The following is a 26,213-nucleotide window of genomic DNA, read 5'->3' on the forward strand; positions in this document are numbered from 1 at the left end:
CCGGGCGCTTACGTACTTCGAGGCAACAATGGCAGACCAAGGTTCGCCGCGCCGCTTTGCGCGCATCGATCGACTCCCCCCTTACGTATTCAATATCACTGCCGAGCTGAAGATGGCTGCGCGTCGGCGCGGCGAAGACATCATCGACTTGAGCATGGGTAACCCCGACGGCGCCACGCCACCGCACATTGTCGAAAAACTCGTGCAGGTCGCCCAGCGCGAAGACACCCACGGCTACTCCACCTCCAAAGGCATTCCGCGTCTGCGCCGGGCGATTTCGCGTTGGTACAAAGACCGTTATGAAGTGGACATCGACCCTGAGTCCGAAGCCATCGTGACCATCGGTTCCAAGGAAGGCCTGGCGCACTTGATGCTGGCCACCCTGGACCAAGGCGACACCGTACTGGTGCCCAACCCGAGCTACCCGATTCACATCTACGGCGCGGTGATTGCCGGCGCCCAGGTGCGCTCGGTGCCTCTGGTGCCCGGCGTGGATTTCTTCGCCGAGTTGGAGCGCGCCATTCGTGGCTCGATCCCCAAGCCGAAGATGATGATCCTGGGCTTCCCGTCCAACCCCACCGCGCAGTGCGTGGAGCTGGATTTCTTTGAACGCGTGATCGCCCTGGCCAAGCAGTACGACGTGCTGGTGATCCACGACCTGGCCTACGCCGACATCGTCTACGACGGGTGGAAAGCCCCGTCGATCATGCAGGTGCCGGGCGCCAAGGACATTGCGGTGGAATTTTTCACCCTGTCCAAGAGCTACAACATGGCCGGCTGGCGCATCGGTTTCATGGTGGGTAACCCGGAACTGGTCAGCGCCCTGGCACGCATCAAGAGCTACCACGACTACGGCACCTTCACGCCGCTGCAAGTCGCCGCCATTGCTGCCTTGGAAGGTGACCAGCAGTGCGTGAAAGACATCGCCGAGCAGTACCGCCAACGCCGCAATGTGCTGGTCAAGGGCCTGCATGAGCTGGGTTGGATGGTGGAGAACCCGAAGGCGTCGATGTACGTCTGGGCGAAGATCCCCGAGCACTATGCCGCCATGGGCTCGCTAGAATTTGCCAAGAAGCTGCTGCTGGAGGCGAAGGTGTGCGTGTCGCCGGGCATCGGGTTTGGTGAGTACGGCGATGATCACGTGCGCTTTGCGCTGATCGAGAACCAGGACCGGATTCGCCAGGCGGTGCGCGGGATTCGGACGATGTTCCGGGCCGATGGCCTGGGCCCTAAAGCCTGACGCGACCTATCTGTAAAAATGCGGTAACCCATGTGGGAGCGGGCTTGCTCGTGAATACGGTACATCAGTCAACACATTCGGTGACTGATACTGCGCATTCGCGAGCAAGCCCGCTCCCACATTTGGATTGGGTTTTCACCCCGCCCTCATGGTGTGGGGCTGCTAAACCACCAACGACAACAGCATGATGAAGATCAGCGCCACAATCGACAGGATGGTCTCCATTGCCGTCCACGTCTTGAACGTCTCGGCCACGGTCATATTGAAATACTGCTTCACCAGCCAGAACCCCGCATCGTTGACGTGAGACAGGATCAACGAACCCGCCCCCGTCGCCAGCACCAGCAGTTCCCGGTTAACCCCCGGAATCATCCCCACCACCGGCACCACGATGCCTGCGCCAGTAATGGTCGCCACGGTCGCCGAACCGGTCGCCACACGAATCACCGCCGCCACCAGCCATGCCAGCAAAATCGGATTGATCTGCGCGTTCACTGCCATGTGGCCGATCACGTCGCCCACGCCGCTGGTGACCAGCATCTGCTTGAAGCCGCCACCGGCACCGATGATCAGGATGATCGCCGCCGTGGGCGCCAGGCTGGCGTCGAGCAGCTTGAGGATCTGTTTGGAACCGATGCCCTGGCGATGGCCAAAGGTGTACAGCGACAACAGCAACGCCAGCAGCAGCGCGGTGATCGGGTGGCCGATCATGTCCATCCAGTTGCGAATGGCGTGGCCGTCCGGCAGGGCGATGTCGGCGAAGGTCTTGAGCAGCATCAGGAACACCGGCAGCAACACGGTGATCAGGGTCACGCTGAAGCTCGGCAGGTTTTTGTTTTCTGGCTCACGGGCCAGTTGATCAACCAGTTCCTGGGACGGGTTGCCCGGGATGTACTTGGCGATGAACGTGCCGAAGATCGGGCCGGCGATGATGGCGGTCGGCAATGCGACGATCAGGCCGTAGAGGATGGTCTTGCCGATGTCCGCGCCAAACACGCCGATGGCCAGCAGTGGGCCCGGGTGCGGTGGCACCAGGCCGTGCACCGCCGACAGGCCGGCAAGCAACGGGATGCCGATTTTGATCAGCGACACACCGGTGCGGCGCGCCACGATAAACACCAGCGGGATCAGCAGCACAAAGCCGATCTCGAAGAACAGCGGGATGCCCACCAGGAACGCGGCGAACATCATCGCCCACTGCACCTTCTCTTTGCCGAAGGCGCGGATCAGGGTCTGGGCGATCTGATCGGCGCCGCCGGATTCAGCCATCATCTTGCCGAGCATCGTGCCCAGCGCAAGGATGATGCCGACAAAGCCGAGCACGCCGCCGAAACCGTCCTGGAACGCCTTGATGATCTTGTCCACGGGCATGCCCGAGGTCAGGCCCAGGAAGCCGGCCGCGATGATCAGTGCAATGAACGGGTGCACCTTGAATTTGGTGATCAGAACGATCAACCCGATGATAGTGACCACTGCATCAAGCAGTAGGTAAGACTCGTGGGACATGCCAAACATGGGGGGTCTCTCCTGTTTGTTGTTGTTATTAAAGCGGGTGTTGAATCTTTCGCCGGGGATAGCGCTATCTTTTCCGGCAAAAAATTAATGAGTAGGTTCAAAGCCGTGTTGCAGCCACCAGGCATGGGTTTGCTCGGCCAGGTCCTCGACGCTGTCTTCGCTGGCGTTGAGGGCCAGGGTCAGCGGCTCGCCCACGGGCGATTCAAGGGTGGCGAACTGGCTGTCGATCAAGCTTGCCGGCATGAAATGGCCGGGGCGATGGGACACGCGGTCGGCGGCGACGGCGCGGGTCAGCTCCAGGAAGACGAACCCCAGGCCGGGTGCGGCTTCGCGCAGGTGGTCGCGGTATTTCTTTTTCAGGGCTGAACAGGTAAGCACCGGGTGCTCGCCCGCCTTGAGCGAACGGCGCAGTTCATCGCACAGGATGTCGAGCCAGCCGGCGCGGTCGTCGTCGTTGAGGGGGTGGCCGGCGCTCATCTTCTCGATGTTCGCGGCGGGGTGAAAGCTGTCGCCTTCGATGGCAGTGGCGCCGTTCAGGCGGCACAGGGCCTCGCTGACGCTGGACTTGCCACAGCCGGAAACACCCATGATGACCAGGGCGGTAACAGGTTGACTCATGAAACACCTCAGGACGCAGATAGCGCTACCTTTGCACGCTGTAAGGCTAGTGCAAAAACAGGCTTTTCCCGCGCCGTCTTGTCATTTTTATGGAGTGACGCGTGCATCCTCTCCAATCATTTGAACCGGATCAGGCAACCCTGCGTTCAAGAATTTGCAGCCATTTGGAGACAGCGCTACCTTAGTGCCTCGATTTTTGTTTGGCAAGCCGCCTGATGACCTCCAAGAACGATAAAAAATTGCGCACCACGGGTCGCCCGACCCTCAACGAAGTCGCCCGCCTGGCCGGCGTCAGCCCGATTACCGCGTCCCGCGCCTTGCGAGGCGTGAGCACCGTGGCCAAGGAGCTGGTGGAAAAAGTCCAGCAGGCCGCCAGCGAGCTGAACTACGTGGTCAACCCGGCCGCCCGTGCCCTGGCGTCGGCCCAGAGCCATTCGGTGGTGGTCATCGTGCCGTCGCTGTCCAACCTGCTGTTTATCGAAACCCTCGAAGCCATCCACCAGGTATTGCGGCCCAAGGGCTTTGAAGTGCTGATCGGCAACTCCCACTATTCCCGTGAAGAAGAAGAGAACCTGCTGCGCAACTACATGGCCTATCAGCCACGGGGCTTGCTGCTGACCGGCTTCGACCGCACCGAGAGCGCGCGACGGATGGTCGAGGCCAGCAATGTGCCGTGCATCTACATGATGGACCTGGACCCCAACGCCGGCGTGAACTGCGTGGGTTTCTCGCAACTGAGCGCGGGGGAAACGGCGGCGGCGCACCTGCTGTCCCGTGGGCGCAAGCGCCTGGCGTATATCGGTGCGCAGTTGGACCAGCGCACGTTGCTGCGGGGCGAGGGCTTTCGCCGCGCGTTGCAGCAGGCGGGCCTGTACGACCCGGCGCTGGAACTGCTGACCCCGCGCCCCTCCTCCGTTGGCCTGGGCGGCGAGCTGTTCTTGCAGATGCTGGCAGCCCATCCGGACGTGGACGCGATCTTCTTTGGCAACGACGACCTGGCCCAAGGCGCCCTGCTGGAAGCCCTGCGCCATGGTATCAAGGTGCCAGAGCGTGTGGCGGTGCTGGGTTTCAACGATTTGCCGGCGTCCTCCTTCATGGTGCCGCGCCTGAGCAGCATCAGCACCCCGCGAGAAGCCATCGGGCGACGTGCGGCGGAGCATTTGCTGACGGTCATGGCCGGCAACAAGATCGCCAAGCCGGTGGTGGACATGGGGTTTGAGTTGCAGGTGCGTGAAAGCACCTGAGCTGCGTGCCAAGCACATCCCTGGCGATGGCGGTGTGTCAGGCAATGCTGTGCCGGCTAATCTGCCGCTATCGCAGGCAAGCCAGCTCCCACATTTTTGACCGCGCCGGCTCCTACGGTGATGTGGGCGGGTCAGTCCGGATTGGCCAGCCGTTGTACCAGCGCCGAGGCGCCTTTGTGCAAGGGCTGGTGCTTCAACCACACCGCGTTCACCACCATCGCCAGCCCGTTCTCGATGTTCTTGAAGTCCAACCGCCGTAACCGGCCTGCCGCCAGCAGTGGCGCCACCGCCGATTGCGGGAAATTGCCCCAGCCCAGGCCCGCCTCGACCATGTCCAACGCCACGCCCAGGCTGTCGGTACGCCAATAGGATTGCCCCACGAGTGGGCGGCGATCGCTGAGAGGACTGTCCCGGCCCGCCACCAGAATCTGCCGTACCCGCACCAGGTCTTCCAGAAACGGCTCGCCCTGCGCCTGAGGATGGTGCGGGCTGATGCAGGCGATCAACTGCTCACTGGCGACAAACTGAAAACGCTCCAACACGTTCACGCTCAGCCCTGCAAACACCAGGCACACCTGCACGCGCCCGCTGTGCAGCAACTGCAACACGTCATCTTGTGGCGCTGTCAGCACTTCGATTTCCAACAGTGGAAATTGCTCGCTGATGTCGGCGATGGCCGCGAGCAAACGCCGAGTATTGATATCCACCCCCACACCTATCGACAACTTGCTTTCCAACCCCTGGGACAGCTGCAACGCGTGCACCTGCAACTGCTTGAGCTGTTCGGCCATCAACCGTGCATGGGGGATCAGCGCCAGCGCGAGGTCGGTGGGCACCGGCTCGCGGTGGCTGCGATCAAACAATAGGTAACCCAGTTCGGCCTCAAGGTTGGCGATGCCCATGCTCACCGCCGAAGGCACCTTGCCCAGCGCCCGCGCCGCCGCTGAAAAAGAGCCGCCCTCCACCACGGCCAGGAACACTTCAACGCTGTCGCTGGAAAAGCTCATCTCGTCACCTATCAACAAAACTGAAAGCTTCTGACTTTTTGTGTCAGCCATATTGACGCTATCTTCCGCGCCTTGTGACGTTCCTGTCACCCGAAAAAAGAGGAAGCGGTATGCAAGGCGTGAAACGCAAACTGGTGTATGTGTCGCTCTATGAGCTGATCGGCATGACCTTCTCGGCCCTCGGCCTGGCGCTGCTGTCCGGCACACACCCGTCCAGCACTGGGCCCCTGGCGGTGGTGATCACCACCGTTGCGGTCACCTGGAACTTCATCTACACCACCCTGTTCGAGCGTTGGGAAAGCCGCCAGCATGACCGCACGCGCACAGTCAAACGGCGCATCGCCCACGCCGTGGGGTTCCAGCTGACGCTGATCGTGTTCCTGATTCCGCTGATCGCCTGGTGGATGAACGTGAGCCTCGTGCAGGCGTTCCTGCTGGACCTGGCGCTGATCCTGTTCATCCCCTGCTACACCTTTGCCTTCAACTGGCTGTTCGACCGCACCTTCGGCCTGCCCGCATCGGCGCTACCCGCCACATCGACGTAGCTTCGAGCGTGCACCGCTGCTAGATTCCTTCAGGTCATTTTCAGCGACAGGGAAGCACCATGGGACACTCATTGAAAATCTTGGGCCGCACGTCCTCCATCAACGTGCGAAAAGTCCTGTGGACCTGCCAGGAACTGGGCATCGACTACCACCGTGAAGACTGGGGCATCGGCTACAGCCCTACCCAGTCCCCCGAGTTCCTCGCCCTGAACCCCAACGCCCAAGTGCCGGTGCTGATCGACGACCATGGCGTGCTGTGGGAATCGAACACCATCTGCCGTTACCTCGTAGGCCTCTACCAACGCCACGACCTGCTGCCTGCCGAACCCGCCCCACGGGCCCGGGTGGAGCAATGGATGGACTGGCAAGCCACCGAACTCAACCCATCATGGGGCTACGCGTTCCACGCCCTGGTGCGCCAGAACCCGGACTACCAGGACCCGCAACGCATCAGCGCGGGCGTTCAAGCCTGGAATGACAAGATGGGCCTGCTGGAGCAACAGTTGCTGAAAACGGGCGCCTATGTAGCCGGCGATGAGTTCAGCCTCGCCGACATCCTCGTCGGCCTGTCGGTACACCGCTGGCGCAATGCGCCACTGGAGCACCCGCCCTACCCGGCGGTCGAGGCGTATTACCAGCGGCTCAGCCAGCGCCCGGGTTTCCAGAAGTTCGCCCTGGACGGTCACAACTGAGCCCCGCGCCATAAAACCTGCAAACACAAGGCCTTGGCGCAATAAATCGGTGAATGTGAAGCCAAACACAAGCAACTTCACACGCAGCGATTTCCGTTAGCAGGCTAAGATTCCAGGCCACTGCTCCTGGAATCTCGCTCATGTCGACACTCACTGCCTCTGCCACTGACGGCATCGACCCGATCCGTGCCGCCCATATCAGCGCACGCATTGACCGCCTGCCCGCCGTCGCCACCGTCTGGCGCCTGGTGGCGCTGCTGTCGATTGGCGGCTTTTTCGAGCTGTATGACCTGTTCCAGACGGCCTATATCAGCCCTGGCCTGATCAGCGACGGGCTGTTCCACACCGGCAGCGAGGGCGTGTTCGGCTTCTCGGACCAGGCCGCGTTCGCCTCGGCGACCTTCCTCGGCCTGTTCCTTGGCGCCAGCCTGCTCAGCCCGATTGCCGACCGTTTCGGGCGCCGTGCAATCTTCACCTTCGCGCTGGTCTGGTACACCGTCGCCACAGTGTTGATGGGGATCCAGACCTCCGCCCTGGGCATTATTTGCATGCGTTTTCTGGTGGGCATTGGCCTGGGGATCGAGTTGGTGACCATCGATGCCTACTTGTCGGAACTGGTGCCCAAGCGCATGCGCAGCTCGGCGTTTGCCTTCGCGTTTTTCGTGCAATTCCTGTCGGTGCCGGCCGTGGCGCTGATGTCGTGGTGGCTGGTGCCCCAGGCACCGTTTGGCATTTCCGGCTGGCGCTGGGTGGTGTTGGCCAGTGCGGTGTTTGCGCTGTTTATCTGGTGGCTGCGCAAACGCCTGCCGGAATCACCGCGCTGGCTCGCACAGAAAGGCCGCTTCGAGGAAGCCAGTGCGATCCTCGACACTCTGGAAGCCCGCTGCCAGAAGGATCACGGCAAACCCCTGGATGCGCCGGAGCCCGAGCCCGTCAGCGTGCAAGGCAGCGGCCGCTTTGCCGATATCTGGCAACCGCCGTACCGCCGCCGCGCGTTGATGCTGATCGTGTTCCATGTGTTCCAGGCCATTGGTTTCTTCGGCTTCGGCAACTGGTTGCCGGCGCTGCTGTCGGGCCAGGGCGTCAGCGTGACCCACAGTTTGATGTACGCGTTCATCATCACCCTCGCCTATCCATTGGGGCCATTGCTGTTCGTGAAGGTGGCCAATCGCTTTGAGAACAAGTGGCAGATTGTCGGCTCAGCCCTGGGCGCGATGATCTTCGGCAGCCTGTTCGCCCTGCAAACCACGGCGGTGGGCCTGGTGATCTGCGGGGTGATGATCACCTTCTGCAACGCCTGGCTCAGCTTCAGTTATCACTCGTACCAGAGCGAGCTGTTCCCCACCAACATCCGTGCGCGGGCGGTGGGGTTCTGCTATTCGTTCAGCCGCTTGTCCACGGTGTTCAGCAGCCTGTTGATCGGCCTGATCCTCGACCACCTGGGCACGCCCGGCGTGTTGGCGTTCATTGCCAGCAGCATGCTGATCGTGATGATCACCATCAGTGGGTTCGGGCCGCGCACGCGGAACCTGGCGTTGGAAAACATCGCACACTGACGGCAAGGATCGGCCGTCGACAGGACAATACTTGCCGCGACGGCCGCGCCAGCCCCAATAAATACGGGGGGATGGCCCCCGGCACGCTATTTGCTCCACCTGTGGCACCGAACACACCCCAGGTGAGCAATCATGCTGATCAACAACAACACCCAAGCCATTTCCACCGTGCAACAGCTCAAGCGTGCCGACATGGACCCGGCCAACGCCGCCGCCAGCACGCTGTACAGCGGCGCCCTGCAGGCTGCGCAGCAAAGCGTGACCGTACCGGCTGCGCAGAAGGACCTGGACAAGGCCAACGACCGTATCGACGAGGCCTTCGCCAAGACCCGCGTGCAGTTGCAAGCCACCACCGCAGCCCCTGCGGCGACCACTGATGTGCCGGCAGCCGGCTCCAGCACCAGCACCGCCCGCGCTGACTTCACCGACTACATGAACAAAACCCCGGCCGAGCGTATCCGTGAGCAACTGCTCAAGGAACAGGGTTTGACCGAGGAAGAAGTGCAGGCCATGCCGCAGGAAAAACAGGACGCGATCGCCAAGCAAGTGGCTGAGCGCGTGAAGGAGCAACAGGATCAGCAAGTCGCAGCCAAAGCCACTGACCCGGCACAAGCCGTGAAAGAAACCCTGGCCGCGATCTGACACCACATTCTGTAGGAGCCCGGCTTGCCGGCGATGAGGCCCTTGAGTTCGATGTTGATCTCAGGGACGCCATCGCCGGAAAGCCGGGCTCCTGCAGGTTTGAGCTGCTTCAGTTATTGCAGTTGCAACGTCGAGTTGAACTGACTGATCGCATCCACCACATGCCGTGAGCCTTCCTGAATCTCCAGGATCACCTGCCCCGCCTCATTCGCCAGTTCCACCCCCAGCCCGGTGCGGCTCAAGCTCGACTGCATGCTCGACACCGCGCTCACCGACAGGTCGTGGTTTTTGCGCACCACATCCACAATCTCCACCGTCGCCTGGCTGGTCCGCGCCGCGAGGCTGCGCACTTCGTCGGCCACCACCGCAAACCCGCGCCCATGCTCACCGGCGCGTGCCGCTTCAATCGCCGCGTTAAGCGCCAGCATATTGGTTTGCTCGGCGATGCTGCGGATGGTCTGCACGATAGCGCCGATGATGTCCGACTGCTTGCTCACGGCATCGATGCTTTGTGCAGCTTGGTTCAGGTCGTGGGAGATTTCTTCGATGATCTGCACCGTTTGCTGCACCACCTCCGAGCCCTTGCGTGCGCAGGCGTCGTTCTGCACCGAGGTGGCGTGGGCCGAATCCGCAGCGGTGCGCAGGGTGGTGACCTGATCGGTGATGTCACTGGCGAACTTCACCACTTTGTACAAGCGGCCGTTGGTGTCGAAGATCGGGTTGTAGGACGCTTCCAGGAACAGCGTCTTGCCGTATTTGTTTTTGCGCTCGAAACGGTGGGAGTGATATTCGCCGCGGTTGAGCGAGGCCCAGAACGCCTTGTACGAAGGCGACTCCACCTCGCTGCGATGGCAGAACATGCTGTGGTGCTGGCCGATGATTTCTTCGCGCGAGTACTGCACGGTGCGCAGGAAATTGTCGTTGGCGTTGATGATCTGGCCCTGGGGGGTGAACTCAATCACCGCCATCGAGCGACTGATGGCGTCGATCAGGCTCTGGTTTTCGTGTTCATGGTGGACCCGCGCGGAAATATCCGACGCCACCTTGATTACGCTCTGCACCTGGTTCTGGCTGTCGAGCACCGGCATGTAGCTGGCCTCCAGCCATACTTCCTGGCCGCGCTTGTTCAAGCGCATAAAGGTGCCGCTGAGGGCCTCGCCCCGCGCCAGGTCGCGCCACAACTTGGCGTAGGCCTCGGTGTGGGTGTAGGCCTCTTCGCAGAAGACCCGATGATGTTTGCCGCGAATCTCCTCCACGGTGTAGCCCATGGCTTTGCAGAAGTTATCGTTGGCATCGAGAATCACGCCATTGCGGTCAAACTCGATCATCGCCATGGAACGGCTGATGGCGGCGAGTTTGGCGTTGGCTTCGGTAAGGGCACAGGAGAAACGTTCGATTTCTTGCAGGTCGGATTTGTGATGGCGGTTGAACATGGTCAGATCACCCTTGATTCCCGGCGCCTGGAAGGCGCATTCCATTCATAAGTTGGATAGTGCTGGCAAACCTTTCATGGGGAACAAACCATCCGAATCGCTTTATATGGCAAGCGTCATCACGGTTCTGGGTGAGCATAGACAGGGCTTGGCGCTATGCAAGGTCACTAGTCAGCCAGCATTTTTAACAATGCGCTGACCGCCGCCGAAGCAGGCCGTGTTGGAGAACCCACCAAGGCAAATTCGCGGTGCATCGGTACCGTCAACGGCATGACACGCAGGCCATTTCGCTGGGCCGGCAAGGCCATTTCGGGCACCAGTGTCACGCCGACGCCTTCACGGACCAGGCTGAAGGCACTGTTGAACTCACGCACTTCCACACGGATATCACGCAGGCTCAGCCCGGCTGCGGCTCCCAGGCTACGGGCGTTGGCGGTGCAACCACCGGTGGCCAGCACGAACGGTTGCTCCAGCAACTCTTCCAGCGACACCGTCGCGTCTGCCGGGCGCAGCGCCAGCGGATGCTCGGCCGGCAGCACCGCCATCCAGAAATCACGCCCCAGTACCGTGGCCTTGCGCTCGGGCTTGGGGTTGAGCACCACGCCCAGGTCGATCAGGTCGGCCTCCAGCAAGGTGTGCACTTCGCTGTCGGTGACATCCAGGGTGGTGACCTCGATACCGGGGTTCAATTGACGGAAACGTTGCAGCAACGGTGTCAGAAACGTCGCCAGCACCATAGGGAAACTGGCAATACGAATGCTCCCACGCAGCAGCGGGCGCGCTTCATCGACGGTGGTCCGAATGGTCTGCAACGCTCCAAGCATCACCCGCGCCTGTTCGATCACACTCAAGCCCAGGGCGGTGGGCAAGGTCTTGCGCGGCTCACGGGTAAACAATTGCACCCCCAGGGTCGCCTCCATACCGGCCATGGCCTGGCTGGCAGCGGATTGGGTCATGCCCACGCGCTCGGCGGCGGCGGTGATGCTGCCGTGGTCGGCCACGGCCACCAGCAGGCGCCAGTGCATCAGGTTCATCATGGCAGTAGCTGTCCTTATGGCGGGGCTATGAAGGTTTAATTTTACGCAAGGTGTCATGCCCGTGAGACTGGCGCAAACCCTAAGGAGTCGCCCTTGATGAAACTGTATTTCTTCCCCCACGCCTGCTCCCTCGCCCCGCATATCGTGCTGCGCGAACTGGCCCTGCCGTTCGAGCTGGTGCGGGTGGACAACCAGACCAAAACCACCGCCAACGGCGAGAACTTCCTGCAGATCAACCCCAAGGGCTACGTGGCGGCGCTGCAACTGGACAATGGCCAGGTGCTGACCGAAGCCAGCGCGATCCTGCAATACCTGGCCGACCAGAAAACCGAAGCAGGCCTGGCCCCGGCCAATGGCAGTTGGGAGCGCGTGCGCTTGCAGGAATGGCTGAACTTCATCGCCAGCGAAATCCACGGCGGCCTGGCGATCTTCTTCAATGGCGCGATCCAGGGCGACGTGCGCGCCATGTTCCTCACCACGTTGCACAAGCGTTTCGCGATTCTGGTGCAGACGCTTGAGCGCCAGGATTACCTGCTGGAGTCCGGGTATTCGGTGGCCGATGCCTACCTGTTCGTGGTGCTGCGCTGGGCGGCGTTTAACGACATCGACCTGCAGGAATGGCCGGCGCTGGCAGCGTTTCAACAGCGCATCAGTGAGCGGCCAGCGGTGATGACCGCACTGGCCATCGAAGCCGCCTGACCTCTCCCCGTAGGAGCCGGCTCCTACAGGGGGAAGGGGGTGGTTTGGAGGAAGGCACTCAGTGCCAGCACGTCCACTGAACCGGAGCGGTCCTGGTCCAGGTGCGCCACGTGGCGGCGCACCGCTTCATGGACCTGCCGCACGCCCTGCCCCAGCTGCAGCGGGCCACGCAGGTCCACGGCCTGCGCGGCGACGATCAGTTCGATACTCGCCAGCCACAGCACCCGTTCGGTCAAACGGCGGGTCTTGTCGACCACGGCCAGCGCTTGACCGGCGTAATCTTCCACGCGATCGGCCACTGGCACACTCACCGCCGGCAACGGGTTGGCCAAGTGCCCGATCTCGGCGACCAGTGCCGAGCTGGTACGTTGCAACGCCGCCATCCCGACATGCCCCGGCTGGGTAATCAAAAACCGTGGCAGCTCACTGGACGCAGGCGATAACAGTTTGGCGATGCGTTCGGCACTGCACGCCGCCACTCGGCTCAAGGCCAACCCCAGGCCTTCGGCCGCCAGTGCCAGGTGGGTACTGTCAAAATTCGCCGTGGCCAACACCCGCGCCTCTTCGCTGATCAACGCTGGGTTATCCGCACCGCTGCGCAGTTCCAACTCGATCAGTTCATGCAGCTGTTTCAACGCCTGCTGCGCAGCGCCCTGTACCACCGTGGCACAGCGAAAGCTCAACGGGTCCTGCAAGCGGCGCGGGCTATCGGCTAAGTCTCCGCCCGCCAACAACTGCAACAACGCCGCCGATTGTTCGGCCTGCCCCGGCGCCGCTCGCAGGCGCGACGCCCACGGCTGGAACGGGCTGAGGTTGGCCCGATAGCCTTCGCACGAAAGTGCCAATGCCGCCAGCAACGCCGCCAGCACCTGCTGCGCGTCGGCCACCAGCAAGGCGCCCAGGCCGACACTCGCGGCATTCGCCGAGACCAGCGCCAGGCCGTCCTTGCCGGTCAACGGCACCGACAACGCCAGGCTCAGGTGGGCCAAGGGCGCCAGGTCACTCTCACCCAATGAGCCGAGCAACGGCACCTCGGGCTCGACCCCGGTATTGAGCAGCGCCAGCAACGCATCCGCCGCTTCTGGTGAAATGCCCGAACGGCCCTGAGCCAACCCCGCCAGCCGCGCCGCCATGATCGCGCGCACTTCCTGTCGGTTGGCCAGGCGCCCCACCCCCACCGCCCGGCCCAGGGGGATGTTTGCCTGCACAGGTGCCACAGGCGTATCCACCGCCGCGCCGAGGCCGGTGGTCACGCCATAAATCGGTGTGCCTTCGGCGGCCAGTTTCAGCAGCAATGCGTGACCGTCTTCGATGCGTTGACGGGCCAGAGGGGTAAAGTCGGCCGATGCATCCTGCCGGGCAATCGCCAATAAATCCGCGAGCGCCAGGCCTTGGGGATCCAGCTCAATCATGCCCAGCGCAACCGCTGGCCAATCCCCTGGCGCTTGGCTTTTTCCAGCAGGGCGTGGCCCAGGGCGATATCGCTGAGGCTCAGCCCGCGATGCCAGAACAGGATGGTTTCTTCAGGGTTTTCCCGGCCGTTTTTCAAGCCGGCAACGATCTGCCCCAGCTCGGCATGCAGGGTGTCGGCACTGAGTTTTCCGGCGTCGACATGGGCACGTAACGCGCCAAACAGACCGCCCTTGCACTGGCCCCAATCATCGACCACCAACTTGCTCATAATGTCGGTGAGCGACAGTTCCACCGCGCTCATGGTGCCGTAGGGCACGACAAACGCCCCGGGTTTGATCCAGTCGGTGCGCAGCAAGGGCTCGGGCTGATCCAGGCGCGAGGCCTCGACCACGATGTCGGCGCCACGCACGGTGCTTTCCCAATCCTCGGTGACGATCACCGGTTTGCCCAAGTCCTGGCGCAGGCGTTCGGCGAAGGCTTCGCGGCTTTCGCTGCGGCGCGAATGCACGCGGATTTCCTCGAAGTCAAACAGGTGGTCGAGCAAGCGCACATTCCAGTATGCGGTGCCACGGGCGCCGATATGCGCCAGCACTTTGCTGTCGGGCCGGGCCAGGTATTTGGCGCCGATGGCAGTGACCGCGCCGGTGCGCATATCGGTGATGGCCGAGGCGTCGAGGATCGCCTTGGGAATGCCGGTGGCCGGGTCCAGCAGGTTGAGGATCGCCAGTTCCGAAGGCAGGCCCTTGCGGTAGTTGTCGACGAAATCGCCCACCACTTTCACGCCCGCGTAACCGATGTTGCCGCCGAGCACGCCGCGCAGTACGTTGAAGTGGCCGTTGATCTCGCCGCCGGGAATCAAGTGGGTGCGCGGCTCGATCACCGCCTCGCCCCGGCCCTGGATCGCCAGGCTGGCTTCGATGGCGGTGAGGATCTCGTCGTTGGAGAGGCCCAGTTCATCGATGTCGAGGCCGTTGAGAAAATCGATATAGATCGGTTGCATGATTAAGGGGCCTTGAAGACGATTTGCTGCACATCGACCTTTTTAGGGATCAGGCCGTTGGCGAAGAACAGGTCGGCGGTGCGTTGCTGGTTGGCGACGTCGACGGCTTGCAGCGGGCGGATCGGCGCGGGCGAGCGGTGTTCGAAGTAGCTGCGCACCACCGCCGGTGGCAGGCCCAGGGTCTTGGCCATCAGGGCGATGCTGTCGTCGGGCTGGTCGAGGGACAGGCGCTGCGCCTTGGCCAGGGTCTGGATAATCGTGGCGACGGCCTGCGGGTGCTGTTGAGCGAACGGGTGGTTAACCACAAAGAAACTCCCGGCCGGGTTGAGGCCCTGGCCATCGCCCAACACGCGGGCGGAACCGTCGACCACGGCGGCCGAGTAGTACGGGTCCCACACCACCCACGCGTCGACCTTGCCCTGCTCGAACGCGGCGCGCCCATCGGACGGCGACAGGTACACCACGTTCACGTCTTTCCATTGCAGACCGGCGCGCAGCAGGCTTTTCAAGAACAGGTTGTGCGCACTGGAGCCCTTGAGCAGCGCCACGCGCTTGCCCTTGAGTTCGGCCACGCTCTGGATCGTGCTGGCCTTGGGTACCAGCACCGCTTCGGTCTTGCCTTCATTGGGCTCGACAGCGAAGTACTGCAAATCAATGCCAGCCGCCTGGGCGAAGATCGGCGGGATGTCGCCGATATTGCCGATGTCCAGGCTGCCGCCGTTCAACGCCTCGATCAGCGGCGGACCGCCGAGAAACTCGATCCACTGCACCTGGGTGCCGGGCAGCGCGGCTTCAAAGAGCTTGTGCTCACGGGCCAGCACCATGCTCACCGAGCTTTTCTGGTAGCCGATGCGCAAGGTGGCCGGGTCGGCCGCCAGCACGTGACCGGCGACCAGCGATAAAACGGCAGCAGCGAGGAATTTAAGCATCAGAGCGCCCCCTTGACCTTGGCCGCGACGTCCGCCGGCACCCACTGTTGCCAGACTTGTGGTTGTTCCCTGAGGAACGTCAACGCAACCTGGCGCGGTTGCTCACGCTTCTCGCTCATCTGCGCGAGGGTGCCGTTGAGCAGGTCGATCGGCAGGTCGACTTTCTCGAAGAACGTCACCAGTTGCGGGTACTGCGCCTTGAACGGCGCCGACACGCCAATCGCCAAATGCGCGGGCAACGAACGGGTGCCGATAGGGTGCGGGTTGTGGGCGTCGGCCAAGGTTTTCCAGGCTTCGGCGTTGAACGGCGGCTCTTCCAGCTTGATCAGCTTGAAACGGCCCAGTAGCGGCGTCGGCGACCAGTAGTAGAACAACACCGGCTTGCCACGACGGATCGAGGACGCCACCTCGGCGTCCAGCGCCGCACCGGAACCGGTGCGGAAGTTGACGAAGGTGTCGGTCAAGCCATAGGCCTTGAGCTTCTGGCTGTTGACGATCTCGGAGGTCCAGCCGGTGGGGCTGTTGAGGAAGCGCCCTTTGCTCGGGTCTTCGGGGTCGCGGAACACGTCTTTGTAGCGCGCCAGGTCGGCCACTGACTTGAGGTCCGGCGCCAGCGGCTTGATACCCCGTTCGGCATCGCCCTTGATCACGTACTCGGGCACCCACCAGCCTTCGGTGGCGCCTTTGACCGTGTCGCCCAGGCCGAACACCTTGCCTTCGCTTTCCGCCTTGACCCACGCCGGACTGCGCCCGGCCCACTCTTCGCCGATCACTTGGATGTCGTCCTTGGCCAGGGCGGCTTCCAGGCTCACGGTGCTGCCGGGCAAGGTGTCGGTGGGCAGGCCGTAGCCTTTCTCGACGATCACGCGCAGCACTTCGGTAATCAAGCTGCCGCTTTCCCAGGTGATGTCACCGAAGTGGATCGGCTTGACCGCGTCGGCGGCGGGCGCGTGTTGGGCCACCAGGGCCAGGGCCAGTAGCGAGCCACCGAGCAGGTGTTTGATCTTTTTCATGTGTAGCCTCTTGGTGATTCGATTTCGAGAACAACGCAAAACCAGTGTGGGAGTGGGCTTGTGTGGGAGCGGGCTTGCTCGCGAATGCGGTGTGCCAGTCAATGCATCCGGTGACTGATCCACCGTCTTCGCGAGCAAGCCCGCTCCCACATTTGATCTCTGCGGTACTCAAGATCGGTTAAAAGTCATAACTGAGCCGCGTGTAGTAAAACCCCCCCTCCGGCGCGGTCGGCGACAGGTAGCTGTATTGCTGACCGGGCGTCTGGCGCAGGCGGGTGTTGAAGTCGTCGGGTTTGCTGTCGAACAGGTTGTTCACCCCCACCGAGACGCGCAGTTGCTTGGTGAACGCGTAGTTCACGTCCAGGTCGGTGGTCCATTGCGCACTGAAGGTCTGGTCGTATTGGGCGTTGGCTTCGGCAGCCGCGTATTTGCGGTATTTGCCGTAGCGGGTTTCGTTGAGGGCAATGGTCCACTGGCTGATCTTGTGCACCGCGCCGAACACCAGCTTGTCCTCGGGGTAGCCATGCTCGATAAAGCCACGGGCTTCGCGGGTCAGCACTTCGAAGCCGTTGGGGTTTTCGTGGACCTTCTCGATGGTGGTGCGGGCCTTGGTGTAGCCGGCCGACAGGTTCAGGTCGCCGAACTGCGCAAGGTCAATGTTGTACTTGCCGACGATGTCGACGCCCCGGGTGCGGGTGTCGGCGGCGTTGGTCATGAACTGCGCCCAGGAGTACTGGCCGTAGCCGGCATTGGTGAGGATCTGCTCGGCCAACGGCCCGGAAATACCGCCGCTGAACAACAGCCGGTCGCGGATCGAGATCTGGTAGGCGTCGACGGTCAACGAGGCGTGCTCAGTCGGTCGCAGCACCAGGCCCAACGAGTAGTTGGTGGATTTTTCTGGCTTGAGCGCCTGGGCGCCGAGGGCGCGGGCCGCAGGGTTGTCGGCCGGCAGCATGCGGGTCAACACCGGGTTGCCGTTGACGTCCAGGTTGGTGGTGGTGGTCCACGACGTGCCGATCTGCCCCAGGCTCGGCGCGTGATACGCGTTGTTGACCGTCGCGCGCACGCCCACTTGCGGGGTGAAGTCATAGCGCGCCGACAGCTTGCCCGTGGTGGCCGAACCGAAATCCGAGTAGTGCTCGGTGCGCCCGGCCACGCCCACTTGCAGCTTGTCGGTGACCTGGTTTTCCAGGCCGAAATACACCCCGCCCACGTCGCGCTTGAAGGTACCGGCGTCATCCGGGGTCAGGCCCGAAGCCTGCACCGCGCCCACTTGCACGTTGTCGATACCGCCATAGGAGTAGGAGTCGTAGTCACCCGCCTCCAGGCGATATTGCTCATGCCGGTAGGCCACGCCGGCCGAGACGGTCAGCGGGTGGCTGGACCAGTTCACGTCCAGGTCCTTGGCGTAGTCGAGGGTGATGTTGGTCTGGTCGTTGATCAGGGTGGCGACGTTGAATTTGGTCGGGCTGTTGGCGCCGTAGCTCGGGTTGACGGTGTTGAAGGCCAGTTCATCGTGCTCGTCGCGGCCGTAAGTGGCGCTCAGGTCGAAGCGGCCGATGCTGTCATCTTCATAACGGGTGCCCACGGTGATGGCGCCGTCTTCATAGCGATAGCGGTATTTGGGGATCGTGCCGTTGGGGTAGATCGACGCCACGTTGTTAGGGCTGCTGGCCAGCAGCGGCGGCGTGTTGTTCACCGACGTGTCCTGGCCAAAGGTGGCGAAGCTGTAGAGGCGCCATTGATCGTTCAGGCCGATCTCGGCGTTGGCCGCCAGGTTGTATTTGTCACGCCCGGCACCGCCCCAGCGCGGGTCTTGCACCTGGCCGTCGGCCACGTACTTGTCGCCGATGTCGTCGGGCTTGTTGTTCAGGGTGTTGAAGCTCAGGGTCAGGAAGCCATCGCCCGGCAGGCCGATGCCGTACCAGCCGTCGGTGGTCTTGCTGAAGCCGTCGCCCTGGGCGTACTTGCCCAGTTGCGTGTTGATACCGCCGCCGCTGTCGCGCTCCTTGAGCACGATGTTGACCACGCCGGCCACCGCGTCGGAACCATACTGCGCCGAGGCGCCATCACGCAGCACTTCGACGTGGTCGATGGCGCTGATGGGGATCATGTCCAGGTCCACCGGCTGGGCACCAATGAATGGCACGCCCCCGGAAATATTCACCACCGCCGAGGTGTGCCGGCGCTTGCCGTTGATCAGCACCAGGGTCTGGTCAGGCGACAGGCCACGCAAGGACGCGCCCTTGGGGTCCTGGCCACGGGTGGCGCTGTTGTTCTGCGGAAAGTTGAACGAGGGCAGCAACTGGAACAGCGCCTGGTTGAGGCTGGTGGCGCCGGTCTGCTTGAGTTCTTCGGCGTTGATCACGTCCACGGGGGCGCTGCTGGTCAGGGCGGTGGCGTCACTGCGACGGGTGCCGATGGCGACCACGCGATCCAGGGTTGGCGCCTGCGCGGCGCTGGTCTGGGCCTTGACGCTGCTGGTGGCGTTTTTGCTCGCGCCTTCCTTGATGATGAAGGCGCCTTCCGGGCTGACCTGCACTTGCAGGCCGGTGCCCTTGAGCGCGGCGTCGACGGCCTGATGGGCCGACAGCGAACCGTCCACGCTGGCCGAGGAATACTGGCCCAGTTGCGGGGTGAAGGAGATCACCTGGCCGCTCTGTCGGCTGATGTTCAGCAGCACTTCATCCAACGGGCCAGGGGCGATGTGATAGACCTGGCGCGCCTCTTCGGCACTGGCGGTAAACGCGAAAAACAGGCTGGCCAACGGCACCAGGGCAAAGGTTCGAAGCGGCACACGGTTGAACTGACTCACTTTGGCTCCCCCCAAGGAAACTCGAGAACGCTGCTCCCCGCAGCGCTTACGGGAGTGATGTGGGACAGCGAGGGGAAAACTTGCAGATCGTTTGGTTATGTCCTTAGAACCGGGTCCTGGCCTTAAACTGATCACCCATTCAATGTGGGAGCTGGCTTGCCTGCGATGCAGACAACTCGGTACCACAGGCACACCGCGGGGATGCCATCGCAGGCAAGCCAGCTCCCACAGGGGGTCAGGCCGCACTGACGGTCACCCACAAGCCGGTGCGGCGCGTGATGTGAATCGGCAAGGTGCGCGCCAGGGTGTCGAGGATCTGCTGGGGATTGTCGAGACGGTACAGGCCGCTGACGCGCAGGCCAGCGACGCCGGGGTCCAGGCGCAGCACGCCGTTGTGATACGGGCGTAACGCCTCGATCACCTCGGCCAGCGGACGGTCGCGTACCTGCAGGAAACCATCGACCCACGCGGTCGCGGCGGAAGAACTGGCTTCAACAGGGCCAAAGCCCGTGGGGCCGTAGTGCACTTCATGGCCGGCCGCCAGTTGCAGGCGCTCGCCGTCCTGGCGGTCGATCTGCACCGCACCGTTAAGCGCAACGACCTGGCCCTGCCCTTCCCGCTCACGCACCAGAAAGCGATTGCCATAGGCGTGCAGGTGCGCGTGGTCAGTCTGGATCTGAAACTGTCGATTGCGGTCGCTGGCAACCTTGGCGAGTAACTCCCCTTCACGCAGGCGCACCAGGCGCCGTTGCGAATCAAACTGGATATCCGCCGCGCTTTGCGCGTTCAACAGTAATTCGCTGCCATCCGCCAGGGTGACGGTGCGGCGCTCGCCGGTGCCGGTGCGGATATCGGCCGTCAGCTCCGACAAGCCCATGGGCTTGGCCAGCAGCGCTGCGCCGATTGCCACGCCAGCACCGGCCAACGCGACCTGCAACACCTGACGCCGACTGGAAGGCGCGTCCAGCGCCTGCTGCAACACTTTGCCGCTCACCCCCTGGGCCTGGGGAATCTGGAACACCCCCAAACGTGTCTCCAGTTGCTGACACAATGCTTCGTGGCGCGGGTCACTGGCGCGCCACTGGTGATAACGCTGCCAATCCGCCGCCGTGGCCTGGCCTGAACGCAACAGTACATACCAGTGCGTGGCAGTGTCGATCAGCTCATCGTTCATTCCAGGCACAGCCGCAGGCAACGGTTGAGGGCGCGGGCCATGTAGTCGCTCACGGAACGCTGGGAAATACCCAACTCGGCCGCGATTTCCGGGTAGGTCAGGCCATTGAGTTGCGATAACAAAAAGGTCGCCTTGACCTTGGCCGGCAAGCCGTCAAGCAAGTGGTCGATGGCCTGCAGGGCTTCGAGCATTTGCGCCAGGTCTTCCGGCGAGGGTGCGGTAGAGGTTTCGTCGTTGTCGAGGGCGTCGAGGTAGGCGCGCTCCAGGTCACGACGGCGCCACAGCTGGTACATCAGGCGCTGGGCAATGGTGGTGAGCAAGGCGCGGGGTTGCCGGATCGGCACCACCCCCGGCGAACTCAAGAGTTGGACAAAGGTATCGGCGGCGATGTCTTCGGCGTGCGCACGGGAGTCGAGATGACGGTGCAAACGGCTGCACAGCCAGTCGTAATGACTGCGGAACAATCCGCCCACGTAATCGCTGTGAGAAGTGTCGGCGCCGGACATAGTGGCTCCATTTGAGTAGGTTGCGCGTTATGTCCGGTGTTCCGGTGGAGCGATCCTAGCAAGGCTGCTTATTCTTTAATAATATTTAAAAGGTATTTTTATATAACCTTATTGAAGCACCGAGTAACTAGCACTGGCGGCTTGCTGTTGATAGTCCAGCAGCACCTGATAGTCGTCTTCGCTGGCCGGGAGCACTGCCTGCACGCCCAGGGTTTCAACCACTTGCGGCAAATCCTGCAGTGCCTGGTTCATCGCCTGGCGAATCGTGGTGACCTGCTCATCGCTCAAGCTCAGCGGGCCGATGTAAGGCAAGGTCGGGCTGGGCGCGCTGCGGCTGACGAGGCGCAGCCCCGCCACTTCGTGCGGGGCGAAACGGGCCAGGTAGTCGTAGGTCACGCTGTCGATGGCGGCGAGGTCGGCGCGGTTTTCCCGTAGCCAGCGCAGGCTCTCGCGGTGCGCGCCGCTGACGCCGACGCTGGCGAAGAAGCGGCCATCGCGCTGCAACGGCGCGAGGCGTTCGCGCAGCAGGTTCATGCCGCTGTTGGAATCATGGCCATTGATCACGCCCCGGCTGTCGTAGAACTGCGCCAGGGTGGTGCGCGGGTTGTCGTCGCGGGTCAGCAGCAGGCTGCAATGTTCGCCGCCACTGCTGTGGGGCAGTTCGTAGCGCGGGCGGCCGATGATGCGGACCTGGCCGCGCAACTGGGTCATCAGCGGGTAGCCGCAGGTTTGCGTGACGAGCAGTTCGGGGGCGAGCCACAGGCCGTGCAGGTCGAGGTGGTCGGCGTTACGGCGACCGAGATCGAGCCGTTCAAGAATACGCGCCAGCCACTGCTGGTTGGCCTGGTGTATGTGATCCGGCGCAACGTACATCAGCAACTCGGCGTAGTGCTCACTCATGGTCTTGTCTCACGCAAAAGGGTGCCGGGGGCTGTCGATGGCCTTGAGGCCGTGACGGCTGATCAACTGGCCATAGCCCTGCACCAGGAACCCACCACTGCGCGCCACCCACTGTTCGCGGCGCGCACGGTACACGGTGGGTAGCAAATACCAGGGCAGTTTCGGCAAGTCGTGGTGCACCAGGTGCAGGTTGTTGTTGAGGAACAGCCAGGTCCACGGCCAGGACGCTTCGTTGAGCACGGTGCGCTGTTCCGGTTGCGGGTGCGGGCGGTGCTCATAGTAGGAACGGATCGACGCCAGGGACAAGGCCGGCACACTGACCAGCAGCAGGTAGTGCAGCACCGACAACGCGCTGTAGTGGGCGATAAAGCTGAGCATTAGTACGGTGACGGCGCCGTGGCACAGCCACATCGGCCATACCTGCGGCAGGCGCTGCCACTCATGGCGGGCCAGCCGGCCAATCGCCAACGGAGCGGCCAACAGGAAACGGCCTAGCACGGTCTTGGTCAGCCAGTGCACACCGCGTTCGAACAGCGAGCTGCTGTCCCACTGGGCTTGCCTGAGGTAACGGCTTTCCGGGTCGATGCCCGGCAGCGTGAGGTCTTCGTCGTTGTGGTGCAGCAGGTGGCTGTCGCGGTACAGGGTGTAGGGGTACCACACGGCAAACGGGGCGTAACCGAGCAGTTTGTTCACGAACAGCGAACGGGTGGGATGGCCATGGAGCAGTTCGTGTTGCACCGACAGCCACAGCGTCACCAGCGGGATCAGCAACAAAGTGCTCAGCCACAGGCCCAGCCAATGGCTGGCGAACATCACGCTGAACCAGCCGGCATAGACGCCGATGATCAGCAGCCAGGTCGGCCATTCGGTGCGTACGGTAAAGCGTTGCGCCAGGGCTTCGATTTCCCGGCGTTGGGTCAGATCAAGGTAGTTGGCCATCGGCAGCTCAGAGCAGGTGTTTCCTGCTCTGTGCAGCGAGGCCGGAAAATCTTGCAGATCATTTGGTTCTAAGCTTGGAACTCAATGGCCGAATAAGCCGGTTTCGGATTTCTTGGCTTTCTTGTCGGCGCGTTTTTCATCGGCGGTCTTGGCCGGTTTTTTCTTCGCGGCTTTTTTTGAATCCATACCTTTGGCCATGATACGTACTCCACGTGCAGGGGATGTAGCACTGGGTATACCACCTATTGGGCGGCAGAAGGCGCTTATAATCCCCGCCCCTTCCTCACGCCACTTGAACACCATGCCTGAATTGACCCTGGAACTGCTGGCAGAGCCGCTGTGGCCGCTGCTGAACAAGTTTTATCGCAGCCACGACTCGTCGATGAAAGCCCTCAAGGGCGGACGTTTGTGGGTGGCACGAGACGGCGAGATTGTCGCCGGGCTGTGCCTGACCCCGGTGGTCGGCGGGCAGTGGCTGACCGGTGTGTTCGTGGCCCCGGCCTATCGCGGCCAGGGCCTGGCGGCGCGCTTGATCCGCCAGGCGGTGGCGTCGAGTGAAGGCACGGTGTGGCTGCTGTGCCATCCAGACCTTGAGGGGCTTTATCAGCGCATGGGGTTCAGCCAGGAAACGCTATTGCCTCAGTCCTTGAGCGAACGGCTGGTGCGCTACAAGCGCAACAAGCCGATGATCGCCATGGGCTTAGAACCGTTGGTGAGGTCGACCTTCGATAATGTGTGATCGGCTGGTGGAGGGCCCATGCTAGCCTCGACGGCACAGTGGCCCCATACAGGACGATCATGAACAAGACGCTTGCAGCCCTCTCCCTCACCGCCCTCCTCGCCCCGGCCATGAGCCACGCGGCCGATGCGCCGATCAGCGCCCAGCAATACGCCAGCGTGCTCGCCGGTTCCTGGCGCGACCCGGCCAACAGCGCCCGTGACGGTTATCGCCACCCGCAGCAGACCCTGGAGTTCTTTGGCCTGGGCGCCAAGCAGACGGTGATCGAAATCACCCCGGGTGGCGGTTGGTACAGCGAAGTGCTGGCGCCGCTGCTCAAGGACCACGGGCATTACATCGCCGCCGTGCAGGCGGCGAGCGTCAGCACCTATGCGCGTACGTCCGAAGAGAACCTGAAGAAGAAATTCGCCGCCGCCCCGGCGCAGTACGCCAAGGCCCAAGTGGTGGAGTTCGATCCCAAGGCGCCGGTGTTCGGCAAGCCGGCGTCGGCCGATGCCGTGCTGACCTTTCGCAATGTGCATAACTGGGTAGAAGCCGGCACCGCGCCAGCCACCTTCAGTGCGTTCTATCAGGTGCTGAAGCCGGGTGGCGTGCTGGGTGTGGAAGACCATCGGGCCAAGGACGGGGCGGACCTGGAAGCCATCAAGGACAGCGGCTACCTGACCACCGCCCAGGTGGTGAAGCTGGCCACCGATGCCGGGTTCAAGCTGGCGGGGCAAAGCGAAGTGAATGCCAACCCGAAGGACACCAAGGACTATGCCGGTGGCGTGTGGACCTTGCCGCCGACGTTGCGGTTGGGTGAGCAGGACAAGGCCAAGTATGTGGCGATTGGCGAGTCGGACCGGATGACGTTGCGGTTTGTTAAACCCGCCAAATAATCAGACTGAACACAAAACCAATGTGGGAGCGGGCTTGCTCGCGAAGGCGGTGGTTCAGTTAGAACATCTTTGACTGACCCACCGCCTTCGCGAGCAAGCCCGCTCCCACACAAGCCCGCTCCCACATTTTGACCTCATTGGGTCTGAAAGCTAGTCGTCGGCAGTGGGGTCCATGTCGGGGAACATCACTTCGATAAAGCCGAACTTGCTGAAGTCGGTGATCCGCGACGGGTACAGCCGGCCGATCAGATGATCGCACTCATGCTGCACCACCCGCGCATGAAAACCGTCGGCCACGCGCACAATCGGCTCGCCCTTGGGGTCGAAGCCTTCGTAGCGAATCTGCTGGTAGCGGTTCACGGCGCCGCGCAGCCCCGGCACGGACAGGCAACCTTCGTAACCCTCTTCCAGCACCGGGCTCAGCGGCGTGATCAATGGGTTGATCAGGATAGTCTGCGGCACCGGAGGCGCGTCCGGGTAACGCTCGCTGGCGTCGAAACCAAAGATCACCAGCTGCAAATCAACACCGATCTGCGGTGCGGCCAGGCCGACGCCGCCCACGTGTTCCATGGTCTGGAACATGTCATCGATCAATTGCCACAGCTCGGGGCTGTCGAACATTTCCGGGGGGACCGGTGGCGCGATGCGCAGCAGGCGCTCGTCGCCCATTTTCAGGATTTCACGGATCATCGATCAGACTTCATCGGTAGTGGGCTTGGAGTGGTCACGGCCGAGGCCTGAGACGTGTTGTTTTTCATCCGTGGCGCTGTGCTCATCAAAATCCTTCTCGCCGGGGTCCTTGCCTTCGACCGACATGTGTTCGATCACGGCATTCATCTCCGCGCCGAGCAGCAGCACGGCGGCAGAAATATAGAAGTACAGGAGCAGGACGATGATCGCACCGATACTGCCATACATGGCGTTGTAGTCGGCGAAGGTTTTGACGTAGTAGCCAAAACCGAGAGAGGCGACGATCCACACCACCACCGCCAGCACCGAGCCTGGGGTGATAAAGCGGAATTTCTGTTTTACGTCGGGCATCACGTAATACATGAGGGCCACGGCGAACATCAGCAAGATCACGATCAACGGCCAGCGCAGGATGGTCCACAGGGTGACGACAAATTCCTGCATGCCGATCTGCCCGGCCAGCCATTCCATCACCTGCGGGCCCAGCACCATCAGCGCGGCGGCGGCCAGCAACATGCCGGCGATGCCGACCGTGTAGAAGATCGACAGCGGGAAGCGCTTCCAGATCGGCCGGCCTTCGACCACATCGTAGGCGGCGTTCATTGCGCTCATCATCAGGCGCACGCCCGCCGAGGCGGTCCACAGGGCGATGACAATACCCACCGAGAGCAGGCCGCCCTTGGATTGCTGCAGTTGGTCGATCACCGGGTTGACCTGCTCCAGGGCCTGGGGCGGCAGCACCAGTTCCGACTGCATGCGCAGCCAGGTGAAGAAGTCCGGCAGATGCAGGAAACCGATCAGGGCAATCAGGAACAGCAGGAAGGGAAACAGGGAGAACAGCATCTGGTAGGCCAGTGCCGAGGCATAGGTAGGCATCTCGTCATCGACGAACTCTTTGACGGTGCGCACCAGCACCTTGTGAAGCTTGAGGCCGTCTAATACCGGAAAAATCATAGCGTCTCCTTTCGCCGCAAAGAGGATGAGGTCGT

General features: G+C 62.5%; 25 protein-coding genes and 1 pseudogene. 9 read left to right on the forward strand and 17 right to left on the reverse strand.

Annotation, left to right across the window (positions count from 1 at the left end):
- Positions 1–28 precede the first annotated feature (28 nt).
- Positions 29–1,240 carry an alanine transaminase gene (gene alaC, locus M2394_RS16140; protein ID WP_178925160.1) on the forward strand — a complete coding sequence of 404 codons (1,212 nt, stop codon included), beginning with the start codon at positions 29–31 and terminating at the stop codon, positions 1,238–1,240.
- A gap of 162 nt (positions 1,241–1,402) precedes the next feature.
- On the opposite strand, the gene M2394_RS16145 is transcribed toward alaC, so the two are convergent.
- Positions 1,403–2,755: a GntP family permease gene (locus M2394_RS16145; protein ID WP_176998013.1), complete on the reverse strand. Its 1,353-nt coding sequence runs from the start codon at positions 2,753–2,755 to the stop codon at positions 1,403–1,405.
- A gap of 84 nt (positions 2,756–2,839) precedes the next feature.
- Positions 2,840–3,373, reverse strand: a complete 534-nt coding sequence (locus tag M2394_RS16150) for a gluconokinase (RefSeq protein WP_065932241.1) — start codon at positions 3,371–3,373, stop codon at positions 2,840–2,842.
- Between the two features lie 212 nt (positions 3,374–3,585).
- Here M2394_RS16150 and M2394_RS16155 point away from each other — a divergent pair, with 212 nt between their 5' ends.
- Positions 3,586–4,617, forward strand: a complete 1,032-nt coding sequence (locus tag M2394_RS16155; protein WP_176998023.1) for a LacI family DNA-binding transcriptional regulator — start codon at positions 3,586–3,588, stop codon at positions 4,615–4,617.
- A 131-nt stretch (positions 4,618–4,748) separates the two neighbouring features.
- Here M2394_RS16155 and M2394_RS16160 read toward each other — a convergent pair whose 3' ends face one another.
- Complete coding sequence (locus M2394_RS16160) at positions 4,749–5,624, reverse strand: LysR family transcriptional regulator (RefSeq protein ID WP_259173139.1); 876 nt, start codon at positions 5,622–5,624, stop codon at positions 4,749–4,751.
- Between the two features lie 110 nt (positions 5,625–5,734).
- Between M2394_RS16160 and M2394_RS16165 the strand changes: the two genes are divergently transcribed.
- The 4 genes from M2394_RS16165 to M2394_RS16180 all read left to right on the forward strand — a co-directional run bounded on the left by M2394_RS16165 (position 5,735) and on the right by M2394_RS16180 (position 9,059).
- Positions 5,735–6,169, forward strand: coding sequence for a PACE efflux transporter (locus tag M2394_RS16165; protein ID WP_178925149.1), 435 nt, complete (start codon positions 5,735–5,737; stop codon positions 6,167–6,169).
- Positions 6,170–6,228: 59 nt separating this feature from the next.
- Positions 6,229–6,861 (forward strand): glutathione S-transferase family protein, encoded by a 633-nt coding sequence (locus M2394_RS16170; RefSeq protein WP_259173140.1) that lies wholly within the window; start codon positions 6,229–6,231, stop codon positions 6,859–6,861.
- 140 nt (positions 6,862–7,001) lie between these two features.
- The gene (locus M2394_RS16175) at positions 7,002–8,417 is read left to right on the forward strand and encodes an MFS transporter (RefSeq protein WP_178925145.1); all 1,416 of its coding nucleotides are present in this window, start codon (positions 7,002–7,004) and stop codon (positions 8,415–8,417) included.
- A 132-nt stretch (positions 8,418–8,549) separates the two neighbouring features.
- Entirely contained in the window at positions 8,550–9,059 is a 510-nt protein-coding gene (locus tag M2394_RS16180; RefSeq protein ID WP_176994219.1) for a hypothetical protein, read from the forward strand.
- Positions 9,060–9,172: 113 nt separating this feature from the next.
- On the opposite strand, the gene M2394_RS30505 is transcribed toward M2394_RS16180, so the two are convergent.
- The 3 genes and pseudogenes from M2394_RS30505 to M2394_RS16190 all read right to left on the reverse strand — a co-directional run bounded on the left by M2394_RS30505 (position 9,173) and on the right by M2394_RS16190 (position 11,529).
- A complete protein-coding gene (locus tag M2394_RS30505; RefSeq protein WP_371319317.1) occupies positions 9,173–9,742 on the reverse strand; it encodes a methyl-accepting chemotaxis protein in 570 nt (189 codons plus the stop codon).
- Positions 9,716–10,537: pseudogene (locus tag M2394_RS30510) on the reverse strand (PAS domain-containing protein); the annotation flags it as partial. The gene M2394_RS30505 and the pseudogene M2394_RS30510, both read right to left, overlap by 27 nt.
- Before the next feature lie 122 nt (positions 10,538–10,659).
- The gene (locus tag M2394_RS16190; protein WP_178925141.1) at positions 10,660–11,529 is read right to left on the reverse strand and encodes a LysR family transcriptional regulator; all 870 of its coding nucleotides are present in this window, start codon (positions 11,527–11,529) and stop codon (positions 10,660–10,662) included.
- Between the two features lie 96 nt (positions 11,530–11,625).
- Here M2394_RS16190 and gstA point away from each other — a divergent pair, with 96 nt between their 5' ends.
- The gene (gene gstA / locus M2394_RS16195; RefSeq protein ID WP_259173141.1) at positions 11,626–12,228 is read left to right on the forward strand and encodes a glutathione transferase GstA; all 603 of its coding nucleotides are present in this window, start codon (positions 11,626–11,628) and stop codon (positions 12,226–12,228) included.
- Between the two features lie 23 nt (positions 12,229–12,251).
- On the opposite strand, the gene M2394_RS16200 is transcribed toward gstA, so the two are convergent.
- From M2394_RS16200 to M2394_RS16240, 9 genes are all read right to left on the reverse strand, one after another.
- On the reverse strand, positions 12,252–13,640 hold the full coding sequence (locus M2394_RS16200) for an aromatic amino acid lyase (RefSeq protein ID WP_259173143.1): 1,389 nt from the start codon (positions 13,638–13,640) through the stop codon (positions 12,252–12,254).
- The gene (locus M2394_RS16205) at positions 13,637–14,641 is read right to left on the reverse strand and encodes an ornithine cyclodeaminase family protein (RefSeq protein WP_259173144.1); all 1,005 of its coding nucleotides are present in this window, start codon (positions 14,639–14,641) and stop codon (positions 13,637–13,639) included. Before M2394_RS16205 ends, M2394_RS16200 begins: the two co-directional genes overlap by 4 nt.
- A 2-nt stretch (positions 14,642–14,643) precedes the next feature.
- Positions 14,644–15,570 carry an aliphatic sulfonate ABC transporter substrate-binding protein gene (locus tag M2394_RS16210; protein ID WP_178925133.1) on the reverse strand — a complete coding sequence of 309 codons (927 nt, stop codon included), beginning with the start codon at positions 15,568–15,570 and terminating at the stop codon, positions 14,644–14,646.
- The gene (locus M2394_RS16215) at positions 15,570–16,583 is read right to left on the reverse strand and encodes an ABC transporter substrate-binding protein (protein WP_259173146.1); all 1,014 of its coding nucleotides are present in this window, start codon (positions 16,581–16,583) and stop codon (positions 15,570–15,572) included. The genes M2394_RS16210 and M2394_RS16215 overlap by 1 nt, the downstream gene beginning before the upstream one ends.
- Before the next feature lie 178 nt (positions 16,584–16,761).
- Positions 16,762–19,398 (reverse strand): TonB-dependent receptor, encoded by a 2,637-nt coding sequence (locus M2394_RS16220; RefSeq protein WP_259173147.1) that lies wholly within the window; start codon positions 19,396–19,398, stop codon positions 16,762–16,764.
- A 235-nt stretch (positions 19,399–19,633) separates the two neighbouring features.
- On the reverse strand, positions 19,634–20,572 hold the full coding sequence (locus M2394_RS16225) for a FecR domain-containing protein (RefSeq protein ID WP_259173148.1): 939 nt from the start codon (positions 20,570–20,572) through the stop codon (positions 19,634–19,636).
- Positions 20,569–21,078, reverse strand: coding sequence for a sigma-70 family RNA polymerase sigma factor (locus M2394_RS16230; RefSeq protein ID WP_178925126.1), 510 nt, complete (start codon positions 21,076–21,078; stop codon positions 20,569–20,571). The genes M2394_RS16225 and M2394_RS16230 overlap by 4 nt, the downstream gene beginning before the upstream one ends.
- Positions 21,079–21,186: 108 nt before the next feature.
- Entirely contained in the window at positions 21,187–21,978 is a 792-nt protein-coding gene (locus tag M2394_RS16235) for a phosphate/phosphite/phosphonate ABC transporter substrate-binding protein (protein ID WP_259173149.1), read from the reverse strand.
- A gap of 9 nt (positions 21,979–21,987) precedes the next feature.
- Positions 21,988–22,917, reverse strand: a complete 930-nt coding sequence (locus tag M2394_RS16240; protein WP_259173151.1) for a fatty acid desaturase — start codon at positions 22,915–22,917, stop codon at positions 21,988–21,990.
- A 301-nt stretch (positions 22,918–23,218) separates the two neighbouring features.
- Between M2394_RS16240 and M2394_RS16245 the strand changes: the two genes are divergently transcribed.
- Together M2394_RS16245 and M2394_RS16250 are read left to right on the forward strand one after the other, a co-directional pair.
- Positions 23,219–23,656 carry a GNAT family N-acetyltransferase gene (locus M2394_RS16245; RefSeq protein ID WP_178925120.1) on the forward strand — a complete coding sequence of 146 codons (438 nt, stop codon included), beginning with the start codon at positions 23,219–23,221 and terminating at the stop codon, positions 23,654–23,656.
- Positions 23,657–23,715: 59 nt separating this feature from the next.
- A complete protein-coding gene (locus M2394_RS16250) occupies positions 23,716–24,534 on the forward strand; it encodes a class I SAM-dependent methyltransferase (protein WP_259173152.1) in 819 nt (272 codons plus the stop codon).
- 150 nt (positions 24,535–24,684) lie between these two features.
- On the opposite strand, the gene def is transcribed toward M2394_RS16250, so the two are convergent.
- Together def and M2394_RS16260 are read right to left on the reverse strand one after the other, a co-directional pair.
- Entirely contained in the window at positions 24,685–25,224 is a 540-nt protein-coding gene (gene def, locus M2394_RS16255) for a peptide deformylase (RefSeq protein WP_178925116.1), read from the reverse strand.
- Positions 25,225–25,227: 3 nt separating this feature from the next.
- The gene (locus M2394_RS16260; protein ID WP_259173153.1) at positions 25,228–26,178 is read right to left on the reverse strand and encodes a YihY/virulence factor BrkB family protein; all 951 of its coding nucleotides are present in this window, start codon (positions 26,176–26,178) and stop codon (positions 25,228–25,230) included.
- Positions 26,179–26,213: the final 35 nt, after the last annotated feature.

Origin of the sequence: Pseudomonas sp. BIGb0164, from assembly GCF_024810135.1 — a bacterium.
GTDB lineage: Bacteria > Pseudomonadota > Gammaproteobacteria > Pseudomonadales > Pseudomonadaceae > Aquipseudomonas.

What these genes read in the sequence shown, in the direction of transcription:
- M2394_RS16175 (WP_178925145.1), top strand. Translation starts at nt 7,002, where the DNA reads ATGTCGACACTCACTGCCTCTGCCACTGACGGCATCGACCCGATCCGT.
- M2394_RS16250 (WP_259173152.1), top strand. Translation starts at nt 23,716, where the DNA reads ATGAACAAGACGCTTGCAGCCCTCTCCCTCACCGCCCTCCTCGCCCCG.
- def (WP_178925116.1), bottom strand. Translation starts at nt 25,224, where the DNA reads ATGATCCGTGAAATCCTGAAAATGGGCGACGAGCGCCTGCTGCGCATC.
- M2394_RS16150 (WP_065932241.1), bottom strand. Translation starts at nt 3,373, where the DNA reads ATGAGTCAACCTGTTACCGCCCTGGTCATCATGGGTGTTTCCGGCTGT.
- M2394_RS16260 (WP_259173153.1), bottom strand. Translation starts at nt 26,178, where the DNA reads ATGATTTTTCCGGTATTAGACGGCCTCAAGCTTCACAAGGTGCTGGTG.
- M2394_RS16240 (WP_259173151.1), bottom strand. Translation starts at nt 22,917, where the DNA reads ATGGCCAACTACCTTGATCTGACCCAACGCCGGGAAATCGAAGCCCTG.
- M2394_RS16145 (WP_176998013.1), bottom strand. Translation starts at nt 2,755, where the DNA reads ATGTTTGGCATGTCCCACGAGTCTTACCTACTGCTTGATGCAGTGGTC.
- M2394_RS16190 (WP_178925141.1), bottom strand. Translation starts at nt 11,529, where the DNA reads ATGATGAACCTGATGCACTGGCGCCTGCTGGTGGCCGTGGCCGACCAC.
- M2394_RS16180 (WP_176994219.1), top strand. Translation starts at nt 8,550, where the DNA reads ATGCTGATCAACAACAACACCCAAGCCATTTCCACCGTGCAACAGCTC.
- alaC (WP_178925160.1), top strand. Translation starts at nt 29, where the DNA reads ATGGCAGACCAAGGTTCGCCGCGCCGCTTTGCGCGCATCGATCGACTC.
- M2394_RS16170 (WP_259173140.1), top strand. Translation starts at nt 6,229, where the DNA reads ATGGGACACTCATTGAAAATCTTGGGCCGCACGTCCTCCATCAACGTG.
- M2394_RS16225 (WP_259173148.1), bottom strand. Translation starts at nt 20,572, where the DNA reads ATGAACGATGAGCTGATCGACACTGCCACGCACTGGTATGTACTGTTG.
- M2394_RS16235 (WP_259173149.1), bottom strand. Translation starts at nt 21,978, where the DNA reads ATGAGTGAGCACTACGCCGAGTTGCTGATGTACGTTGCGCCGGATCAC.
- M2394_RS16215 (WP_259173146.1), bottom strand. Translation starts at nt 16,583, where the DNA reads ATGAAAAAGATCAAACACCTGCTCGGTGGCTCGCTACTGGCCCTGGCC.
- M2394_RS16200 (WP_259173143.1), bottom strand. Translation starts at nt 13,640, where the DNA reads ATGATTGAGCTGGATCCCCAAGGCCTGGCGCTCGCGGATTTATTGGCG.
- M2394_RS16245 (WP_178925120.1), top strand. Translation starts at nt 23,219, where the DNA reads ATGCCTGAATTGACCCTGGAACTGCTGGCAGAGCCGCTGTGGCCGCTG.
- M2394_RS16210 (WP_178925133.1), bottom strand. Translation starts at nt 15,570, where the DNA reads ATGCTTAAATTCCTCGCTGCTGCCGTTTTATCGCTGGTCGCCGGTCAC.
- M2394_RS16160 (WP_259173139.1), bottom strand. Translation starts at nt 5,624, where the DNA reads ATGAGCTTTTCCAGCGACAGCGTTGAAGTGTTCCTGGCCGTGGTGGAG.
- M2394_RS16230 (WP_178925126.1), bottom strand. Translation starts at nt 21,078, where the DNA reads ATGTCCGGCGCCGACACTTCTCACAGCGATTACGTGGGCGGATTGTTC.
- M2394_RS16165 (WP_178925149.1), top strand. Translation starts at nt 5,735, where the DNA reads ATGCAAGGCGTGAAACGCAAACTGGTGTATGTGTCGCTCTATGAGCTG.
- gstA (WP_259173141.1), top strand. Translation starts at nt 11,626, where the DNA reads ATGAAACTGTATTTCTTCCCCCACGCCTGCTCCCTCGCCCCGCATATC.
- M2394_RS16205 (WP_259173144.1), bottom strand. Translation starts at nt 14,641, where the DNA reads ATGCAACCGATCTATATCGATTTTCTCAACGGCCTCGACATCGATGAA.